The organism is Methyloceanibacter sp., assembly GCF_058506495.1.
The window spans coordinates 1-15,509 of sequence record NZ_JBZMXT010000028.1 but is presented as its reverse complement, the minus strand read 5'-3'; the positions used below and the strand labels follow the sequence as shown (position 1 = coordinate 15,509).

Below are 15,509 nucleotides of genomic sequence, written 5' to 3'. Positions count from 1 at the left end.
TTCACGGCGTGGAACAAAATATGAACTTTGCTAGCCCTGGCGTCAAGTCTTCAAGTGTTAACAGGGGGTTAATGGGTTTCTTCGTTCGCGGCCGCCTCGGCCATTAGCCGGTCTGAAGCGCCCTCAACGGCAACCTGCAGACGGCGCATGAACTCGGCCTTTGGGAGCCCTGGCTGAATGGGATCCAGCACCTCCACAATGATTGTTCCCGGTTTTCTTCGCCAAGTGCGGCGGGGCCAAAACATCCCCGAGTTCAAGGCGACGGGGACGCATGGTACGTCCAAGGCATTGTAGAGTAGCACAATCCCGGTTTTGTAGGCGGGCGGGGCGCCTGGCGGACGACGGGTACCTTCGGGAAAGATTATGATTTCCCGTCCCTTCGCGATGCGGTCCTTGGCGTGGTGGAGCATGTTGCGCAACGCAGCCGGCCCCTTATCCCGATCAACCGGGATCATCCCGAATTTGTGCGAAAACCAGCCATGTATGGGAATCCAAAACAGTTCCCGCTTCATCAAGAACGCCGGGTCGCGAAATAGGGGGATGAGCGCGAATGTCTCCCAAGCGGATTGATGCTTCGATGCGACAAGAAACGGCGGTTCCGGCAGCCTCTCCAAGCCCCGCACCTCGAAGTCCAGGCCGACGATATGCTTCAAAAGCCAAAGCTCGGTCCGGGCATGGACCTTCAGGGCCGCCATGGACCAGCTGCGAGGCGTGAAGAAGAACGGAAATCCAAAAACGACGAACAAGGCCGTCGTGATATAGAACAGAATCCCGAAAACGATCGAGCGCACCATCGGTTTATTGGGGCTCGAGTTCGTCCGCTGGCGGTCCAAACTTTCCCGGCAGCGCAAACCGCGCGAGGTTGGTCGCCCAAAGCCTGCCAAGAGCTGGCAAATACTTCAAGTACTCCGACAAGAGCAGCTTTGTCGTCCCGGGGAACTCCCACCAGCGCGCGACCTCAACGTTGTTGGCCACAACGGGGTAGGGGACAAGGGTGATGCTTGGCATCGCGCGCTCCAGTTCAGCCAGCGCCCGCGGCATGTGATAATTGGACGTGACGACGATCAAAGAGCCATAGCCATTCTCGCGGACCCAGCGAGCGGTTTCCCGGGCGTTGTCGATCGTATTGAGCGCCTCCTTGTCGATATCCACGCAGCAGTCGAAATACTGCGCGCCGTCCGGCGTAAGGTCTTTCAACTGTTCAACAGTGGTTTGATGATGGACGCCCGTAATGAGGGTGCGCCGGGCCTGTTTCCGAGCCATCAGCCTCATGGCGTCGTCGATTCGGGAGACGCCACCCGTCAAGACGGTTATACCGTCCGAGGCATGGGCTGGTTCCTTTAGCTCGCGAGCCAGTCCGTTGGCGAAGACGATGAAGCCAATAATCAACATGACCAAAAGCAGAATGGAACTATCAAAGATGAGTCGGACGAAGCCAATGGGGCCGCGGAAGCGATAGAAGTGCTCCGTACGCGGCTTGCCGTCGTTTCCGTCAATGTTGATGCTCTCGTTCAAAAAATACCCCGAACACGGCGATGAGCCGCGCAGAATTGAGACTGCCTAGACCGGTGAACGCCGATCGGCCATGCCCCGCTCACCAGCGTTCAAGCATAGGTCTTGAGGATGCGGAAGACCCCAAGCCGCGACGTAACCATGCACAGCGCCGCGATGACCAGGACTATCAACACAAGCAGAAAGTAGCCGCCGGCATCGAGCTCGCCGCTTCCTAGCAGACGACGGGTTTCCGCTTCGGTAACGGCACCGCCACCGAGCAAACTAACGAGCAGCGGTAAAAGCAGAAACGCGATCGCCGCCGCAATCGCGCCAACCAACCCGGCTCGGACCCCGAGGCCCAAAAAATGCCGTTCGAACTCGCTGGAGATAAAGCGGTCGTTGGCGCCAACGAAGTGGAGCACTTCGATTATCTCGCGATTTGTTGCCATGGCGCTTCGCGTTGCTGACACTATGACTGCGATGGTCGCGGCGGCCACAAGCCCCAAGATCGCGATGCCACCCAGCGCAGTAGATCGCGTAATGAGTCTGATCTCCGACTGCCAGCGTCTGTGGTCGTCTAGTGTCACACCTTCAAAATTCTCGCCGAGCGCCTTTTGGATAGCGCGGATATCCGGCGGGTCTGAACGGTCGATCTCGACGGCGATGAGGCGCGGAACGGGCAGTGCGGAAAGCGCGGCGGTTGAGCCGATCCAGGGTTCGAGCAACTTGGCCGACTCGTCTGCGCTCATCGGCTTCACGCGGGCCACGCCCGGCTGTTTCGCCAGAAAGAGTGACACCAACGTCATCTTTTTTTCGATATCCGTCGTCTCCAGCGGATTGAGCTCGATAGTGACCTCACTTGCGATGTCGTCCACCCAAGCGCTCGCGGATTGATGCACCATATAGACTCCGCCTGCTGTCAAACAGGCCAAGAAAGTCATAATGGCGATCACGACTGTAAGTGCCCGGCCCGCTACGGAAGCCGGTGGAACGATTTGAGAGGAAGGGGCCTGAAAGCGCTGCGGCAGCCGCGCCGCAAGGCGGGACGGAAGAATACCCGCGAGCAGGCTTGTCCAGGGATAGCCCTTCAAGTCGCTGAGTAGGGTCACGTCTCTCTCACCTACTCTACTGCGCAGTGAGCTGAGGTGCTGCGACCTGAAGGCGGCCTTTTTGCAGCATAAGCCTTGGCGCGTCGAGCTGGTCCATAAGACCGTAGTCGTGGGTTGCAATGATCACTGATGTTCCCAAGCGATTTAGTTCAACGAACAGACGCAGCAATCGGTTGCCGATGGCCGGATCCACATTGCCCGTCGGCTCATCCGCGAGAAGTAGTTCAGGACGCCCGATCACGGCCCGAGCGATCGCCGCACGCTGTTTCTCACCGCCAGATAACGTTTCTGGATAGGCGTGGATACGATCCCCGAGCCCAACCCAGCGCAGCAGATCGGTTACGTCATCGGCATAATAGCTCTCGTGCTTGCCCATGACGCGCAGCGGCAACGCGACGTTCTCCCAAGTTGTCAAATGATCCAAGAGTCTAAAGTCTTGAAAAACAATCCCGATTCGGCGCCGGAGAGCAGCCCGACCAGCAGGCGGCAGATCGGCGAGATTCTCACCAAAAACGAAGATTAAGCCTCTACTAGGACGAATCGACATGAACAGAAGCCGCAAAAGCGAGGTTTTCCCGGCACCAGAAGGTCCCGTCAGGAAGTGAAAGGAGCCTGGGTGAACGTGAAAGGTGACATCGCGCAAGATTTCCGGTCCGGAGCCATAGCGCAGTCCGACATTGTCAAAGCGGATCAACCGACTTCCTTGCGTCTCTTAACATTGCAGAATACTGACACTTTATGCTGAACTCTCCGTCCTGTATCAATGTTATAGGGTAACCGAATGGGGCGTCCCGCATATTCATGGTGTAGTGGGCGATTGCGGCAATCAAAATGGCGACACTGATAATTTGTCCGGCGTGCGGAACGCGATACCAAATCAAGGCGGCCTTCCCGCCTGAGGGCCGCAAAGTCCGCTGCGCGAAATGTGGTCACGTCTGGCAGGCGCAACCGGCCGAAGCTGAGGCGGTGCCGCCGCAGCCGGCTCCCGCGCCTAAACCGGCAGCCGCTCCTCAGCCGGCAGCCGCTCCTCCAACGCCGGCGGCGCCCGTTCCGCCGCAACCGGCTGCCACACCAACTCCAACGCCGGCGGCCGCTCCAACGCCGCCGTCATCGGCTCCGCCGCCCGGCATTGCTGTACCCCCGCAAGCCCCGCCTCAGGCTGCGCCGCCGCCAGAGATGCCGCCACAGGTGCCGCCAGGCGCAGCGGCCCCTGCAGGATTTCCGCCGGTCGGCGAGGCAGGACCTGCCGCGCCGCCGTCACCGCCCGAACCAGAAGCGGCAACAAAGGGTGGCCTCTTTGGCAAGCTGATGGGCAAGAGCAAGCCGGCAAGTGAGGCGCCCGCCCCAGAGATGCCGCCACCGCCCGGAATGGCGCCGCCGCAGGACCAGGGTGCTCCCGGTTCGTCATCGGCCGAGGCGGATGCGTCGTTCGACGCAGCTTTCCCAGGGATCGATGACAGTCCCGCAGCGGCAGACGCGAATTTGGCGGCTGAAGCCTTCGGCGAGTCCCTCGCCACGGCGAGCGCCGAGACGCAAAAGAAGAAGCCACCAGTTGTTGCAATCGGCTGGGGTATCCTCGGCGTGATCGTCCTTGGCGTGCTTGGCTTATTCTTCCTCGCACCTCAGACGACCGTCTCCATTCTCCCCGGCGCCTCTCATCTTTACTCTGCGCTCGGGATGCAAGCCGGTGCACAAGGGCTACAGTTCGAGGGTGTCCGCTACGGCTGGACGAATGCAAGCGGCCAGAATGTTCTTGAGGTTCAGGGGAGCGTCCGCAATACCGGCTCCGCGGCCATGAGCGTGCCGACCGTAATCATCGTGCTTCGCGATGAGAACGGTGAGGAGATCTCGGAATGGACAACCGAAGTTGGCGCTGCCGAGCTCGGCCCCGACGAGGACGCACCATTCTTGAAACAGATCCCGGCACCGCCAAGTAATGTCCGTAGCCTGAAAGTGCGGTTTGCAAAGGCAGGCTAGAGTTCGTTCGGCAACGCTGAACTCGGCCAGGCCAGACAGGGCAGGTTTGGCATGGCGGAACCGCCCGCGTCACACTCGATCGCGACGCTCTACAGTACAGACGTAATCGCGGCGCGCGTCGATGCGCTGGCACGCAGCATTGCTGCATGCGATCTTCGCGCACTGCTGATTGTTGCGGTCCTGAAAGGAAGCTTCATTTTCGTTGCCGATCTGGTGCGAGCCCTCCACGCGCAAGGACTGAAACCTGAAATAGATTTCATTTTCCTGGCGAGCTATCGCAACGAAACCTCTGGCGGTCCGGTCGAAATTCTGCGTGACGTGGAGTCGGATGTCGAGGGCCGCGATGTTGTCATTGTAGACGACATCCTCGATTCCGGTCGTACGCTTCTGTTTGCAAAAGAGCGATTGCGTCGCAAGGGCGCACGTACAGTGCTGAGCTGCGTCCTTCTCGACAAAAAGGCCAGGCGCACAGAAGTCGTTGCCGCTGACTTTGCAGGCTTTGAGTGCCCCGACCAATTTGTAGTGGGCTACGGCATGGATCTCGGAAACCGCTATCGCGAACTGCCGTACATTGGGATCATCGACGCGGGCGGCTAGCGGTCGAGGATCGTGCGGATCTCAACGAGGTTGGAACGGACGCGCAGGATGTAGAAGCCGAGCGTTGCAAGATGCGACGGCATGAACCAACCAGCCTCGGCACCATTCGAAATAACGAACGGCGTGATGTTGAGCGAGGCGCGGAGCTGATCCTCCAACTCGTCCCAGATTGCTTCGAGTCGACGCTGCTTGATGACGTCCTCGAAATCGGCCCGAGCCGCGGTGAGAATACCGTAATAAGCATAGAGCTGGCCGTAGGCGAACCAGAACCGGTCGTCCGCACGGGTGTCGAACCAGCCGCTGCTGTAATTCTCCGAGCGCTCCCTGAGCACGGCAGATGTCCCGCCGATATCCTTCGCGATGCGGTCCAAGAAAGCGAGTAGGTTGTCGGCGCGCGCATCGAACAGCGCTTCGCAGCTCTCGAGCCGGTCGTTGAACTTCTGAAGGTTCTTTCGCGCTGTGCGGTAGACTGCAGGCGATGGGGTCTTGGGGCCGAAGGGGCTAAAGGACCAGTACCAGTAATACTCGTTGTACTGAAGGTCACTGCGCGCGGTCTGCAAGTCCTTGTCGGCCTCAGAAGTGCCTCTCACTCGGCCAAGTGAGTCGACCAGTTCCACGGCCGTTCGCTGCACAGCCTGGTGTATTCCGCGCTGAAACACAGCCTTGTTGTCGAAGAACGGCGTTGCGTCCCAGGGAATGCCGAAGAGCCCCAACTTGTAGAGCAACATCGAAGAAATCCAGGCGTTGTCGTTGACATTGAAGTTCACCAAGCCGCTGGCGGCATCGACAATCATCGAACGCCTACAAGCCTCCGTGGCGTCGCTTTTATCCTGCGTACCAGTCTTGGCTGGATCGTCGCTGACAATGCCGCCGCTAGGCTCAGGGACGTCCCCTGAGGTCTTCGTAGCGACCTCGTAAGCGTCCGCGTAGTCGGGGTTGAAGTTGTGCCAGACTTGCGTGCTCCAAAGAAAATACCCGTAGAGGGGCACCAAAATGATCAGTATCGTGCCAATCACTATCTTTAGGATAAGACCGAGCCGGCTAAAGACGCCGCCCAGCCAGACAAAGGGTTTTGCGAGCGCACTGAGTATTGATTGCAGCATGGGCGGGCCGTCTTCCGGAGCGAGAGAAATGCTGACCAGTCATAAGAGGTAAGGGATGGCACTTTTCTGACGGGGGCGTCAAAAAAATGCTTTGAGACTAGAAGGACCTGATTAGCCGTTCGAGGTAGTCGAGTTCAATGGTTGGCCGGCTTGGGTCGCCAATCCGTCGGCGCAACTCGTCTAGAACTTCGCGAGCCTTCTGAATATCGATTTCGTCAGGGACCTGTACTGATAGTCCGAGGTCCGGACGGTTTGAACGGTCTGGACGGCCCAGCGGATCGCGGCCGTTGGAACCTGGACCTTGTCCGCCCTCCATCTCGCCCTGAGCCGTCATTTGCTGTGCCATAGACTCAGTGCCTTCGCGCATCCGGTCCAGGGCAAGCGTTTGGTTTTGCGCAGCGCGATCGTAGTTCTCTTCTCCGATAGCTTGCTCGGCCTCTTCCATCGCTTCGCGCGCGCCTTCGAATTGCTCGGGCGCTTCGCCGCCGGCTTGGCGCATCCGCTCGATCAACTGCTGGAGTTTTTCGCGCAGAGCCTTTTGTCGCTCCTGGAGACTGCCTTGCGAGCCTTGCTGTTGCTGTTGGCCGAACTGCTCTTGGCCTCCACCTGGCGCATCGCCCTGACGGCCGGATTGCCCCTGCGCACGTGCGCCGGATTGGCCTCCCTGGGGCATCTGGTCCGTGAGGGGCGACGTGGCATTGCCGAAGCCCATCGGCGATCCGGGCGGCGTGACGTCAAACTGCTGGTTTTGGTTGCGCCCCTGACCTTGTCCCTGCCGCTGCTTGCGCTTTTCAGAGAACGTATCGTCGAGAAGCTCCTGCTGATCTGCGGCTACCTCGTCGAGGTCCCGCATCATCTCTTGAGCCTTTTGTTGTTGTTCGCTCCGAGGAGCGTTATCGGCCTGTAGCCGATCGAGAATGTCGTTCAGCTCGGACAGCATCTGTTCGGCCATTTCCTTCGACCCCGCCTCAGCGAGGTCCTTGATGCTCTCGAGCATTTTGTCCAGGTCCTGGTCGGAAACAGTGTCATCCTGATTCTGTTGCGGCTGGCCAGCTATGTCGGTCTGATCTTTCTGCTGCGCGGCCATGGCCTGCAGGTACTTAGACAGAGCCTTGCGCAACTCTTCGATGCGCTCTTTGATTTCCTCCGAGGGTGCATTGTCGCGTAGCGCCTGCATGAGTGCGTTTTGGGCTGCTCGAAGATCTCGCTCGGCCGCCGGCAGATCACCTTCCTCGATACGCAAGGCCGTTGCCCAAAGTTGATCGACCACGGTCTTTACCGACTCGCGCGAGCGATCGTTTTGGAGGCGCCAATAGGTGTTACGCAGCGACAAATAGACAAACGTATCGTCCGTCGCTTTTTCCCCACCCATCGTCAGCGCGTCCAACGCACGGGCAACGAGCGGGGTCTCTTCTGGATCGAGAACAAGAGTCCGGCGCTGCTCAATCACCGCCCTTGCCAGTGGTTTCGTAAAGTTGCGCGTCGGCAGGATCAGGGGATATGGCTCGCTCGTTCCCAGCTGATCGGCCTGGTCGCGTGCAGTGAGGGTCATCATAACCTTGAGCCCTGCCCAAGGATGCGATGTCAGGTCTTGGCTGGCCCGACCATCGAGCTTCTTAGCGTTTGTGCGCGGCAGCTGAAGCGCGATCTTGGGAGGTGCGAAAAGCGGCTCGACCTCAGCCAGGTCCATTTCCTCTTCGATAGCGATATCTTCGGGAAGGTCCGTCGTATCGTCTTCGGCCAGCGAGAAACGAGCTTCGGCGCTGGCGACACCGTAATCATCAAGCGCGCTGTACTCGAGCCGCAGCGCACCGCGCGGCAGGGCCGCTGGCGCTTCGCGGAGGCTGATTTGCGGCGCGGCATCTTCAATCATCGCGAAATGCCACTGGGCGACCGTGGCTCCGCCGATACGCAGATCCGCAGTTACAGGGTTGATGAGTCCGGCATTAAATTCCATGAGGCCCGCTGCCGACCCATCTTTTGGTTCGACTGATCGGGTCTCTCCGTTCTCGTCAGAGAGCGTGAGAGTTACGCGGTCTCCGTCTGGCGCATGAGCGCGGACTATAAGCTGACTCCGGACAGGTACCGACAAGGCACGGAAGGTCTCCGCACCCGGACCGACTTTTTCTGTCCCGTCCGCGAGAACCACAGGCGCCATGCCCGTGTAAACCGGCGGCGTAATCCACGCATCGAGGCGCACCACCTGTGTCGAGGCGGTGGCGGCTGGCAGGAACGCCGCCTTAATGCGGGAGCCCGCGTCTCCCCCGGCAGCAAAAAATGAGACCACAAGCGCAAGAACGAGAGCCGCACGGATCGCGTAGGGGTCGTCGCGATCCGACCGTGGCTTCGGCCAGGAAGGCTTAAGTCGCGCCACGAGTCTTGCTAGTCGCTTTCTATGGAGGGTCCAAAGCTGGGCGGGTGCCGTGCCGGGCTCTGCCTCCAGGGTGTCCTCATAGGACGAGGCCGGCCGGTGTTGGATTCCTGAGTCGCGCTCGAGGCGGCGAAGGGCCTCGGCTCGGTCTGGCACATCGATACGCCATACCGGCACCAGCGCGACCACAAGAGCAATGAGAAACAGACCCAGGAGGGCCTGGTGAGCGATTGGCGACAGCCAGCCCCATCCGCCCAAAAGCGAGAAGACGAGAAACGCACAGACCACGACGAAAGGCCAAAGAAGCGACTCGAATACGCGTTCGGCAAGCAAGGCGACCCAACTTAGACGTACGCGGCGCTCAAACCGGCGCGTCAGCGTGTCCGGCGCGGTCTTGGGTTTTCCGGCATCTTTCGAGGGGGAGGATCGCGTCATGGTTCGCAGTGTTAGCACAGAGGGGCGTGTGGCCCAGAATTACAACCCGGTAACATTCCGCGCGGAAACCGGCAGAATCGGGGCGTCGCGAGGGTAAGGCCCGTCAAAGCCAGCTTGGCAAACGCTCTGCGGAGAGCATCTCCTCATAGCTGGTCCGTGGGCGGGTAATGCAATAATTGGCACCAGAAACAAGAACTTCAGGCACTAACAGGCGGCTGTTGTACTGAGAGGCCTGTACGGCACCGTAAGCGCCCGCGGTCATTACAGCGATCAGGTCGCCTGTGTTCAGTTCGGGTAGGCGCCGTGCGAGGGCCAAGTAGTCGCCGGTCTCACAGACGGGCCCCACGACGTCGGTCACAACCGTGTTGCCGCTTGGCTTTGGTTCTACTACCGGCTGGATACGATGATACGCGTCGTAAAGCGTTGGCCGGATCAGATCGTTCATGCCCGCATCGGTAATGGTGAAAATTTTCTCCGGCGCGATTTTCACATAGAGAACTCGAGCCACGAGAATTCCCGCGTTTCCGGCAATCATGCGCCCCGGCTCGAAGAGCAGCCGTACGTCGAGGTCTCCCATGGTGTCGTTGACGAGACGCGCGTAGTCTAGCGGCAGCGGCGGGTCTGGTTCGTCCGTCCGGTAAGGGATTCCGAGCCCCCCTCCCAAATTGACGAATTCGATACCGAAACCATTCGCGCGCAACGCCGAGACCAACTCCTTGAGGAGCGCGAAGGCGTTCGCGAAGGGCGCCAAATCAATGATCTGACTGCCGATATGCATGTGAATCCCCGCTGGTTCGATACCGGGGAGCTGGCTTGCCCGTTTGTAAAGCGCGGGGGCCTCATCGAAGGGTACGCCGAACTTATTCTCAGCCTTTCCCGTCGAGATCTTGTGGTGCGTCCCCGCGTCGACATCTGGGTTGACGCGAAAGGCGATCCGCGCGGTCTTTCCCATCGCGTCGGCGACTTGGCTTAGAGCCTCTAACTCGGGTTCCGACTCGACGTTGAACGCGTAAATGCCGGCGTTGAGGGCGAATGCCATTTCGTTTCTTGTCTTGCCCACGCCAGAAAAGACCACGCGTTCTCCGGGGACGCCGACAGCCAGTGCGCGACGCAGCTCGCCTTCGGAAACCACGTCCATTCCGGCCCCTTGCTTGGCGAGCGTGGCCAGTACGCCGAGATTGGAGTTAGCCTTGATCGCGTAGCAGACGAGCGTGTCGGGCCGCGCGGCGAACGCGTCCGCGAACACCGCAATGTGCCGTTCGAACGTGGCCGTGGAGTAGCAATAGAATGGCGTGCCGACTTCCGCAGCTAATGCGCACAGATCGACGTCTTCAGCGTGAAGCACGTTGGCTTCGGATGCGCCGCGCCGGTAGGCGAAATGGTGCATAGGACGTGGTTGTCTGGGGCCGGATAATTCGGGCCTAGCTAATGAATAATGTCATCAAGGATCGGAATGCGTCGGTCCGGAGCCTTAGACTGTTTGGTGGACGGATCGGCGGCAACTTCGGGATAACGGGCCTCTGGGCGTTCAAGCGAACCGCGACGCCCGCAAGCCGAGAGGCCCACGGTAAGAACAAGCAGCAATGACAAGAGAATGCGCATAGCGCTTCCCATCCATAACATCCTTTGAGGATCCGACCCCGTCCAAACCCTGTCCAACGACACAATGCCCCGTGGCTGGCGGTTGTCTGTTAACCCCGTGCTGTCCCTCTTTTATCGCGAGACGCTGTCCTTCTCCAAACGCTTTATCCAGCGTCTGGCCTCACGCCGAACGTTTGAGGGGGCAGTTCCGCCATAACTCGTCCGGCTTTTGGCCGAGCGGGCCGGGTCCAGGACGTTGTAGATATCATCGGTAATCCTCGGTTCCACGGCTTGGAGGTCGGACAACTGCATACGCCTGAGTTCGATGCCCTTTTCCTCTGCCAAAGCAACGATTGTCCCCGTGATGTGGTGCGCCTCTCGAAACGGCGTGTCGAGTTTTTGCACCAGCCAGTCGGCTAAGTCCGTCGCCGTCGAATACTCACTCCCAGCGGCCTTCTTCATAGCCTTCGCATTGACCACGAGGTCTGAAACCATGCCGCCAAGGGCTGCAATCCCGAGTTTCAGGGCATCGAGTGCGTCGAACACGGGCTCCTTATCCTCCTGCATGTCCTTTGCATAGGCCAGAGGCAGGCCCTTCATAACCAACAGCAGAGCCTGGAATGCGCCCGCAATGCGGCCTGTCTTCGCCCGAACAAGTTCAGCCGCGTCCGGGTTGCGCTTTTGCGGCATGATCGAAGAGCCGGTGGAAAACGAGTCCGACAGCCGGGTGAAGCCGAACTGAGGCGATGTCCAGAGCACGATTTCCTCGGCCAGCCGTGAGAGATGCATGGCCGCGATCGACGCCGCGGCCAATGTCTCAAGAGCAAAGTCCCGGTCCGAGACCGTGTCGAGCGAGTTTGCTGTTGGGCGATCGAATCCGAGCGCTTTCGCCGTGTGTTGACGGTCGATGGGAAAGCTTGTGCCCGCGAGCGCGGCCGAGCCTAGCGGGCATTCGTTGAGCCGCGTGGCGGCGTCGAGGAACCTGCCCCGGTCGCGGGCGAACATCTCGACGTAAGCGAGGCAATGATGGCCGAATGTGACGGGCTGGGCCGTTTGCAAATGGGTAAAGCCCGGCATGACAGTCGCCGCCTCATCAAGTGCACGCGTCGCGAGCGCCAGCTGAAGCTGTGCGAGTCCCGCGTCGATTAGGCCGATCTCATCCCGGACATAGAGCTTGAAGTCCGTCGCCACCTGGTCGTTGCGCGACCGTGCGGTGTGTAGCTTGCCGGCGACGGGGCCGACGATTTCTTTCAGCCGATGCTCCACGTTCAGATGAATGTCCTCGAGGGCTCGCGAGAATTTGAAGTCACCGGACTCGATCTCGGTTAGGATTTTGTCGAGACCTGAGATGATTTGCGACGTCTCGTCGGGCGTAAGAATGCCGGTCGCCTCCAGCATGGCGACATGGGCCTTGGAAGCCTCGATGTCGTGCGGCCAGAGTCGCTTGTCGAAATCGATAGAGGCATTTATGTCCTCCATGATGTCGGAGGGGCTATTGGCGAAACGGCCGCCCCACATAGTGTTAGTCATGGTAGCCCGGTCTGAAGCTGAATGAGTTCCCAAAAACTCACAGTCACCAAGAACTCAAGGTCAAAGAGAACGACGTGAACGGTTCCGAAAAACGCAAGAACACGACATCTCCGGCGGCATATGCCTTCGCAATTGCGGTCGCGCTGCTCGCCGGCTTTGGCACGGTATATTGGCTTTCCACCCCCTATGACAATCGTTCGGATGCATCTTCGTCGGCGGGCAGCCCCACCGGTGAGGCCGCGGGTACCGGCGCAGGGCCTCTGAGCGGGTTGAACACAGGCGCTATGACGGCCTTTGTCATTCGCCCCGAACCCGCGGTCGTGCCTGATCTCACCTTTGATAAACCTGATGGCTCATCAATGACTTCCGCGGATTTGAAAGGCAAGGTGTTGCTCCTGAACATCTGGGCGACGTGGTGTGTGCCCTGCCGCGAAGAGATGCCTCAGCTGAACGCGTTGCAGTCGGAACTTGGAGGTGACGGCTTCGAAGTGGTTGCGCTTAATATCGACAAGGGCGGTCCAGAAAAAGCTGAGCAATTCCTCGAGGAAACGGGCGCAACCGATCTCACCAACTACTACGACCTAGGAGGAAAGATCTTCGCAAAACTAAGGGCTGTGGGGATGCCAACGACCTTGCTGATCGATCCGGAAGGTCGGGAGATGGGCCGTCTGGTCGGTCCCGCCGACTGGGCTTCCCCCGAAGCCAAAGCCCTGGTCGAGGCCGCGATCGCGTTTCACGACAATTCCAACCGGTAGGCGCTGACTAAATATCGTACGCTAGCGAACAGGCGTAATCGCATCTTTTTCGAGCTTGTAGGTGTAGCTGCAGGTTTCCGCTGCCGGCCGGTTGCAGGGTACGCCGTAGGTCTTCACGTGCATCAGGCGTGACTGCCCACTCGTTGAGAACCTGTGGTCCTGCACGAAGTCCTCGAAGACCTTGTCCCAATCGTCGCCGTCCCAGTAGTAGAGCTGTATCAAGCACCCGTTTACGCCACAGGCAGGGTTGCCGCCGTCTTTGCAGATTAGTTTGCTGTAGTCAGCGACCCAGTCGGGCCGGCCGTCACCGTTCAGGTCATCGCTCTGCAGGACTTTAGCTACATCGGGTGTGCCACCGTCGGCGCGACACCGCTCTGCAGCTTCGGCAACGGTTTCGGCCATCTCATCCGGAAACTCCGCCAGAAGTGCCCAGGCTGACTGCCGCAGGAGCAAACTCTGCGCGCATGCCAGGGCAAGTGTTAGCGTGAGGGCAAGTCGTACGGACACGATGCGCAGGTACTAATTGAATGGGTTCGGGGGCGTTGGCAAACTGGCAAGCCGCGTGATCGGCGTCTCCAACCGGAACAGGTCTGGCGTTAGCTCAGGCCTGACGGCGCCGTAGTTCGGACCACAGATGATCTTCCCGAGATACACAGGCCGGTCGTCCCGCTCAGCTGGCAGCGGCAGACCGTTCAGGCTGGTGCCAAACAATGATTTCCAGAAATAACGTTTGAAGCCGTTCTCGAGGAGTTGGGCCGCGCGGGCGTTGCGGACGCGGGTAGACTTTTCACCGAGGACAACCGCAACCAGCTTCCGTCCATCGCGGGTCGCGCTTGTGACGATGTTGAAGCCGGAGTGGCAGATGAAGCCGGTCTTCATGCCGTCCGCGCCGTTGAATGTCCGCAGCATGCCATTGTGGGAGCGCAGAGTACGCTTCCCTACCGAAACCGACTTCGTCGCGAATATGTCCGCATACTCCGGGAACTCGATGATAAGTGCGCGGGCGAGGCGGGCTAGATCACGTGCGGTCGTGTATTGCTGTTCGTTTGGCAGACCATGAGGATTGGCGAACTGCGTGCTAGTCATCCCTAGCCGCTTCGCTGCCTCGTTCATGCGTTCGATGAAGGCTTCTTCTGTCCCGCCGACAGTTTCCGCAACCATAACGGCTACGTCGTTTGCGGACTTCACGATGATGACCCGGATGGCGGTCTCAAGGGGTATCGAGGTTCCTACGGGAAGGCCAAGTTTGGTCGGCGGTTCACTGAGCGCGTTCTTGGTGACGACGGCGGGCGTGTCCGGCTTGACCTCGCCGTTTCTAAGCGCATGAAAGGCAACATAGGCCGTCATCATCTTTGTGAGCGAGGCGGGGAACCACAGCGTATCGGGGTCCTCGGCGTAGAAGACGGTGCCATTGTAGGGCTCGAAAACGAGAGAGGGACTTGCTTTGGCGGCAGTGGAGCCCGCGAGGACGAGAGCAATGAGAATGCAATAGAAGGCACGCCTCGGCATGAAGTTCGATCCCCTTCGATCCTCGCAATGCGTGTAGCCTAGTCAACGCCGCGATCACAGATGCACGCAATCAAATCCCGCGCGAACCCCGCAGGGCGGGCTATACGGCTTGTTTCACACGTAAATTCGACTCTTCCGTGACAGGTACCCCAAGGCAGTCAAAAAGCGCACCCGACCGCCGGATCCGCCGCAACACTAGCGTTCTTGCGCCGTTTCGCAACCCGCAGGATCCGGCGCCCTTTGTTCCAGCCTCGAAGCACGAAGCCGGCGGCAGCAGGCCGCTATGAGGGCGCTGCGTTGTCGAGTATCCACGCGGCGGCCTCGGCGAGGTTCTTCGTGACAAGTGTCGGGGACGGATCGAACCGTCGGTCGTCTCCATCCCGGAACTTCCCCGTTCGGACAAGGATCGCTTGTGCGACGCCGGACCGCAGCGCGCCAGCAACGTCGCTCTCCGCATCGTCACCGATCATCACGGCGTCGTCCGGCTCGCAAGCCATGCTATCGAGTGCAGCTTTGAAGAAGTCAGGAGACGGTTTTCCAAGCACGGTTGCCTCGTTTGTCGTCGCGTATTCGAGCGCTGCGACAAATGCACCTGCGTCCAGGCTGAGCTTCCCGTCGCTGTCCATGAAGGTTCGGTTCTTTGCCAATGCGATGAATGCTGCGCCTTCGATCAACGCCCGGAAAGCGCGGTTCAAGTTATCGAATGAGAATCCTTGGCCCGCGTCCCCAACGATCACTGCACGCTTTGGCCGGTCTGGAATGTCAGCGAATTCCTCCTCCAAGTCCGGATGGACCAGCAGAAGCGGCGATGCCTCGTTCTTCTGGAGCCAAGCGCGAGCTGCTTGGCCCGGGGTGAAGAGTTCCTCGTCTGCAATCTCTAGCCCTAGTCCCTTTAGCCGGGTGAGAAGCGCCTTCTGAGTCTTCGTCGTCGTATTGGTGACGAACCGGATCGGCAGCCCTGCGCTATGGATTTCATGCACCGCCTCGATCGCACCAGGCAGCACGTGGTCGCCCTCGTAGACCACGCCAGCTAAATCAAGAAGTACGC

At 59.6% G+C, this 15,509-nt stretch carries 15 protein-coding genes; 3 read left to right on the top strand and 12 right to left on the bottom strand.

Translation table 11 applies throughout. From position 1 onward, the window contains the following. Positions 1-68 precede the first annotated feature (68 nt). The 4 genes from AC33YF_RS07000 to ftsE form a co-directional block, all read right to left on the bottom strand. Complete coding sequence (locus AC33YF_RS07000; RefSeq protein WP_491776487.1) at positions 69-794, bottom strand: lysophospholipid acyltransferase family protein; 726 nt, start codon at positions 792-794, stop codon at positions 69-71. A gap of 4 nt (positions 795-798) precedes the next feature. Then, on the bottom strand, positions 799-1,515 hold the full coding sequence (locus AC33YF_RS06995) for a YdcF family protein (protein WP_491776486.1): 717 nt from the start codon (positions 1,513-1,515) through the stop codon (positions 799-801). A gap of 89 nt (positions 1,516-1,604) precedes the next feature. Continuing rightward, the gene (locus tag AC33YF_RS06990) at positions 1,605-2,603 is read right to left on the bottom strand and encodes a cell division protein FtsX (RefSeq protein ID WP_491776485.1); all 999 of its coding nucleotides are present in this window, start codon (positions 2,601-2,603) and stop codon (positions 1,605-1,607) included. Between the two features lie 16 nt (positions 2,604-2,619). Further along, positions 2,620-3,297: a cell division ATP-binding protein FtsE gene (gene ftsE / locus AC33YF_RS06985; protein ID WP_491776484.1), complete on the bottom strand. Its 678-nt coding sequence runs from the start codon at positions 3,295-3,297 to the stop codon at positions 2,620-2,622. 137 nt (positions 3,298-3,434) lie between these two features. Here ftsE and AC33YF_RS06980 point away from each other — a divergent pair, with 137 nt between their 5' ends. Further along, a complete protein-coding gene (locus tag AC33YF_RS06980; RefSeq protein ID WP_491776483.1) occupies positions 3,435-4,580 on the top strand; it encodes a zinc-ribbon domain-containing protein in 1,146 nt (381 codons plus the stop codon). A gap of 51 nt (positions 4,581-4,631) precedes the next feature. Next, positions 4,632-5,177 carry a hypoxanthine phosphoribosyltransferase gene (hpt, locus tag AC33YF_RS06975; RefSeq protein WP_491776482.1) on the top strand — a complete coding sequence of 182 codons (546 nt, stop codon included), beginning with the start codon at positions 4,632-4,634 and terminating at the stop codon, positions 5,175-5,177. Here hpt and AC33YF_RS06970 read toward each other — a convergent pair. The 5 genes from AC33YF_RS06970 to argH all read right to left on the bottom strand — a co-directional run bounded on the left by AC33YF_RS06970 (position 5,174) and on the right by argH (position 12,197). After that, positions 5,174-6,280: a DUF2333 family protein gene (locus tag AC33YF_RS06970; protein WP_491776481.1), complete on the bottom strand. Its 1,107-nt coding sequence runs from the start codon at positions 6,278-6,280 to the stop codon at positions 5,174-5,176. The genes hpt and AC33YF_RS06970 overlap by 4 nt on opposite strands. A gap of 97 nt (positions 6,281-6,377) precedes the next feature. Next, positions 6,378-9,086 (bottom strand): TIGR02302 family protein, encoded by a 2,709-nt coding sequence (locus AC33YF_RS06965; RefSeq protein WP_491776480.1) that lies wholly within the window; start codon positions 9,084-9,086, stop codon positions 6,378-6,380. Between the two features lie 103 nt (positions 9,087-9,189). Continuing rightward, complete coding sequence (lysA, locus tag AC33YF_RS06960) at positions 9,190-10,473, bottom strand: diaminopimelate decarboxylase (protein WP_491776479.1); 1,284 nt, start codon at positions 10,471-10,473, stop codon at positions 9,190-9,192. Between the two features lie 38 nt (positions 10,474-10,511). Beyond that, positions 10,512-10,700 carry an LPS translocon maturation chaperone LptM gene (gene lptM, locus AC33YF_RS06955; RefSeq protein ID WP_491776478.1) on the bottom strand — a complete coding sequence of 63 codons (189 nt, stop codon included), beginning with the start codon at positions 10,698-10,700 and terminating at the stop codon, positions 10,512-10,514. Positions 10,701-10,799: 99 nt separating this feature from the next. Further along, positions 10,800-12,197, bottom strand: coding sequence for an argininosuccinate lyase (gene argH, locus AC33YF_RS06950; RefSeq protein ID WP_491776477.1), 1,398 nt, complete (start codon positions 12,195-12,197; stop codon positions 10,800-10,802). Between the two features lie 74 nt (positions 12,198-12,271). Between argH and AC33YF_RS06945 the strand changes: the two genes are divergently transcribed. Continuing rightward, entirely contained in the window at positions 12,272-12,952 is a 681-nt protein-coding gene (locus AC33YF_RS06945) for a TlpA family protein disulfide reductase (RefSeq protein ID WP_491776476.1), read from the top strand. Between the two features lie 21 nt (positions 12,953-12,973). Here AC33YF_RS06945 and AC33YF_RS06940 read toward each other — a convergent pair whose 3' ends face one another. From AC33YF_RS06940 to AC33YF_RS06930, 3 genes are all read right to left on the bottom strand, one after another. Next, a complete protein-coding gene (locus AC33YF_RS06940) occupies positions 12,974-13,459 on the bottom strand; it encodes a hypothetical protein (protein ID WP_491776475.1) in 486 nt (161 codons plus the stop codon). A 12-nt stretch (positions 13,460-13,471) separates the two neighbouring features. Continuing rightward, a complete protein-coding gene (locus tag AC33YF_RS06935) occupies positions 13,472-14,461 on the bottom strand; it encodes a D-alanyl-D-alanine carboxypeptidase family protein (protein WP_491776474.1) in 990 nt (329 codons plus the stop codon). A 281-nt stretch (positions 14,462-14,742) separates the two neighbouring features. After that, positions 14,743-15,509: TIGR01458 family HAD-type hydrolase (locus AC33YF_RS06930; RefSeq protein WP_491776473.1), on the bottom strand; the 767-nt coding region annotated here is incomplete at its 5' end.

What these genes read in the sequence shown, in the direction of transcription:
- hpt (WP_491776482.1), top strand. Translation starts at nt 4,632, where the DNA reads ATGGCGGAACCGCCCGCGTCACACTCGATCGCGACGCTCTACAGTACA.
- lysA (WP_491776479.1), bottom strand. Translation starts at nt 10,473, where the DNA reads ATGCACCATTTCGCCTACCGGCGCGGCGCATCCGAAGCCAACGTGCTT.
- AC33YF_RS07000 (WP_491776487.1), bottom strand. Translation starts at nt 794, where the DNA reads ATGGTGCGCTCGATCGTTTTCGGGATTCTGTTCTATATCACGACGGCC.
- AC33YF_RS06965 (WP_491776480.1), bottom strand. Translation starts at nt 9,086, where the DNA reads ATGACGCGATCCTCCCCCTCGAAAGATGCCGGAAAACCCAAGACCGCG.
- argH (WP_491776477.1), bottom strand. Translation starts at nt 12,197, where the DNA reads ATGACTAACACTATGTGGGGCGGCCGTTTCGCCAATAGCCCCTCCGAC.
- AC33YF_RS06935 (WP_491776474.1), bottom strand. Translation starts at nt 14,461, where the DNA reads ATGCCGAGGCGTGCCTTCTATTGCATTCTCATTGCTCTCGTCCTCGCG.
- AC33YF_RS06980 (WP_491776483.1), top strand. Translation starts at nt 3,435, where the DNA reads ATGGCGACACTGATAATTTGTCCGGCGTGCGGAACGCGATACCAAATC.
- AC33YF_RS06970 (WP_491776481.1), bottom strand. Translation starts at nt 6,280, where the DNA reads ATGCTGCAATCAATACTCAGTGCGCTCGCAAAACCCTTTGTCTGGCTG.
- lptM (WP_491776478.1), bottom strand. Translation starts at nt 10,700, where the DNA reads ATGGGAAGCGCTATGCGCATTCTCTTGTCATTGCTGCTTGTTCTTACC.